5 protein-coding genes are annotated in these 3,012 nt (G+C 48.4%); 4 read left to right on the top strand and 1 reads right to left on the bottom strand.

The genetic code is table 11. The features are described from left to right. From K2I50_RS00495 to K2I50_RS00485, 3 genes are all read left to right on the top strand, one after another. The coding region (locus K2I50_RS00495) for a DUF4893 domain-containing protein (RefSeq protein WP_301024296.1) at positions 1-459 on the top strand (459 nt) is incomplete at its 5' end. Between the two features lie 43 nt (positions 460-502). After that, positions 503-1,033 carry a HEAT-like fold family protein gene (locus K2I50_RS00490; RefSeq protein ID WP_301024295.1) on the top strand — a complete coding sequence of 177 codons (531 nt, stop codon included), beginning with the start codon at positions 503-505 and terminating at the stop codon, positions 1,031-1,033. A 9-nt stretch (positions 1,034-1,042) separates the two neighbouring features. Further along, positions 1,043-1,408, top strand: coding sequence for an MmcQ/YjbR family DNA-binding protein (locus K2I50_RS00485; RefSeq protein ID WP_301024294.1), 366 nt, complete (start codon positions 1,043-1,045; stop codon positions 1,406-1,408). Positions 1,409-1,609: 201 nt separating this feature from the next. Here the strand turns inward: K2I50_RS00485 and rbr are convergent, their stop codons facing one another. Beyond that, positions 1,610-2,191 (bottom strand): rubrerythrin, encoded by a 582-nt coding sequence (rbr, locus tag K2I50_RS00480; RefSeq protein WP_301024293.1) that lies wholly within the window; start codon positions 2,189-2,191, stop codon positions 1,610-1,612. Between the two features lie 171 nt (positions 2,192-2,362). On the opposite strand from rbr, the gene prmA reads away from it, so the two are divergent. Next, on the top strand, positions 2,363-3,012 hold a 650-nt coding region (prmA, locus tag K2I50_RS00475; protein ID WP_301024292.1), incomplete at its 3' end, for a 50S ribosomal protein L11 methyltransferase.

Below are 3,012 nucleotides of genomic sequence, written 5' to 3'. Positions count from 1 at the left end.
GTCAACTGCCGCGAGTGGGTTTCTGATGCGCTCGCCACTGTTACCCCCGCCTCTTATGGCTATGATGAAAAAGGTGGGGTAGATAAGTTGCTTAATGCAACGATTTATCCTGTCGTTCCCGCCGATATGGTCGGCTCTTGGCGTGTACGCTCCATACAGATTGATGCACGCGACGGCATATTTTCATATCCGTATTTTAGATGCCGTTTTCGCAACGTTGATGGAAAGGTATTCTTTGAAAAGACAACAGGCAGTCAGCGTAAATCAGGGTATGTATATCAGAATGGCCCCGAATCTTTGGCTTTTCTTGGAGGATGGAGTGTAAACGATGAGCCGCAGACTTTTTATGGCGGTGAGAATTCCGTGGTAGGAACTCTTTATAAGATTGGACGGAATAGAGCTATAATGCTTTTCCCGATAAGTTCCGACCGTGTCGAGATATATGAACTGGTGAAATAACGGCTTGTGCCGTTGATGACAGTTGTACGATATTGTCACATTTATGGATATCGACCTGCTATTGTCGCGCAAGATAAATCTCCCGGACATAAGAAGGATAGCGCTTTGGGTGTCCGGCGATACAGGACGCCTTGAGGCGTTATGGTCTTTGGCACGCTCTGACCACCGGCTTACAAGTGTAAATTCGCTGTGGGTACTGTCACATCTGTGCGGCTCTCAATCGGGGTGGCTTGGCTTGCGGCAGCATACGCTGATTGATATGTTGCTCACCACTACGGACACAGCAAAGAAAAGACTGCTGCTGCAGATTCTGAAGACTCAGGATTTTGATGCCGACACAATGCGGGCCGACTTGCTCGATTACTGTCTGTCGAAAATAAACTCTGAGTGTGAGCCATATTCCATAAGGGCATTCAGCATATATGTCGCATTCCGTATGGCCAGGCATTATCCGGAACTTATCACTGAATTGAAATCATATCTTGACATGCTGTCATTTCAGAGCCTGTCTCCGGGACTGGTTTGCGCCAGGCGTAAGACTCTTGCAGAAATCAGCAAGATTGAGAGTATGTAATACAGAATTATGAATATCGAGAAATTCCGGGAATACTGCCTGTCGCTCGGCGACGATGTGACGGAAAAAACGCCATTCGGCAAATTTGCCCGCAAGTATGAGTCCATATTGGTATTCTATGTCCGGGGACATATGTTCTGCCTGATTGATATCGACGACTTTCGGTTTGTTGACGTATGCTCTACACCCGATGAGGTGATGCAGCTGAAGGCTGAATATCTGTCGGTAAGCAATCCGGCCAACCCGAGCCTCCGACACTGGATTCAGCTTTATTTTAATGGAGATATATCCGATGAGCAGATTCTTGAATTGGTAAGGCGCGCATATGATATCATCAACGACCGCTATGCCCCCAAGAGGTTGAAGAAGCCATAAGGAATTACATCAACGGGGAATGCCTCCCGGCATCCCCCGTTGATGATCATATATTCCAACAAAACAGATTAATACAGTAAATGGCTAAATTTCATACTTTAACTTTCCTTGATAGTCCCCGGTAGGGGCTATAGACAGAACATCAATATCTTTGTTGTGTGGATGTCGCCTGCGGGCGACATCTCCCCACGATTGTAATCTTTAGAAATTGTCGGCCTTACGCTCGAAGTAACCCTGGGGCTTTTCGCATACCGGACACTTTTTTGGCGCATTTTTGCCGCGGTGGATGTATCCGCAATAACGGCATTGCCACAGTACCTCTTCAGCATCTCCGAACATTGTGTCGGTGGCCAGACGGTCGAGCAGACGCAGATAGCGCTCTTCGTGCCCCTGTTCTACCTGTGCTACAAGTTTGAAGTTGGCGGCAATCTGGGGGAAGCCTTCCTCTTGAGCGGTCTTGGCGAATGCAAGATACATGTCGGCCCATTCCTCGTGCTCGCCGGCGGCTGCTTCCTGTAGATTCTGGGCGGTAGTGCCTACCGGTCCTGCGGGATAAGTGGCTGTGATTTCGAGCATGCCTTCTTCAAGATAGCTGAAGAATTTCTTTGCATGGGCATATTCCTGCGAGGCAGTCTCAAGAAAGATTGCGGCGATCTGTTCGTAGCCTTCTTTCTGTGCCACTTCGGCAAATATTGTATATCGGCCGCGGGCCTGGGATTCTCCGGCAAATGACTTCAGAAGGTTCTTCTCGGTCTCTGTGCCTTTGATACTTTTCTTATCCATAGTTATTGCGAGGTGTTTAAGTTCGTAATTGAGTTTTTATACTTCTTAACGCCTCGTCATAAAAATAGTTCACGTGTGTTATAAAAAACGACATCGCTTCCCGGCATAATAGGTGGAAAATAGTTAATTTTGTGGTCACATACAGATAAATACATAACATTAAAAATATTTATGAACGACTATATTGAATTGCGTGTCGACCTCACTCCCTGCGATGAGGCTGCTACCGATGTGCTTGCCGCATTGCTTGCCGAGCGGGGGTATGAGAGTTTTGTGCCTGATGCCGGAGGGCTTACGGCCTATGTGCGCGAGCCTGAGTTTGATGCCGATATTCTACGCGGAGTAATCGACGACATGCCTTTCGACGGGATTACCGCCGATACCCGCTGGAGCAGGGTAGAGGGGCGCGACTGGAATGCCGAGTGGGAGAAAAATTATTTTCAGCCGATAAATATCGATGGGCAGTGTGTGATTCACAGTTCGTTTCATACCGATATCCCTGTGGCCGACTATGATATCGTGATTGATCCCAAGATGGCGTTCGGTACAGGCCACCATCAGACCACCACATTGATTATACGCCATCTGCTCGCCTCCGACCTCAAAGGTAAGTCAGTGACCGACGTCGGCACGGGCACCGGCATTCTCGCCATCCTTGCGGCCATGCGTGGCGCGACTCCTGTCCATGCCATTGAGATTGACGAGTTTGCACATGTGAATGCTGTGGAAAATGTTGCGCTCAACCGACATCCGGAGATTGATGCTGTCTCTAAAACCCAAATACGCATGCGGACAAATTTAGCGGTGTTGTGGACGGGGTG

Origin of the sequence: Muribaculum sp. (genome assembly GCF_029051885.1) — a bacterium.
In the GTDB taxonomy this organism is placed as follows: Bacteria; Bacteroidota; Bacteroidia; order Bacteroidales; family Muribaculaceae; genus Muribaculum.
This window is presented reverse-complemented; position numbering and strand designations above follow the sequence as displayed.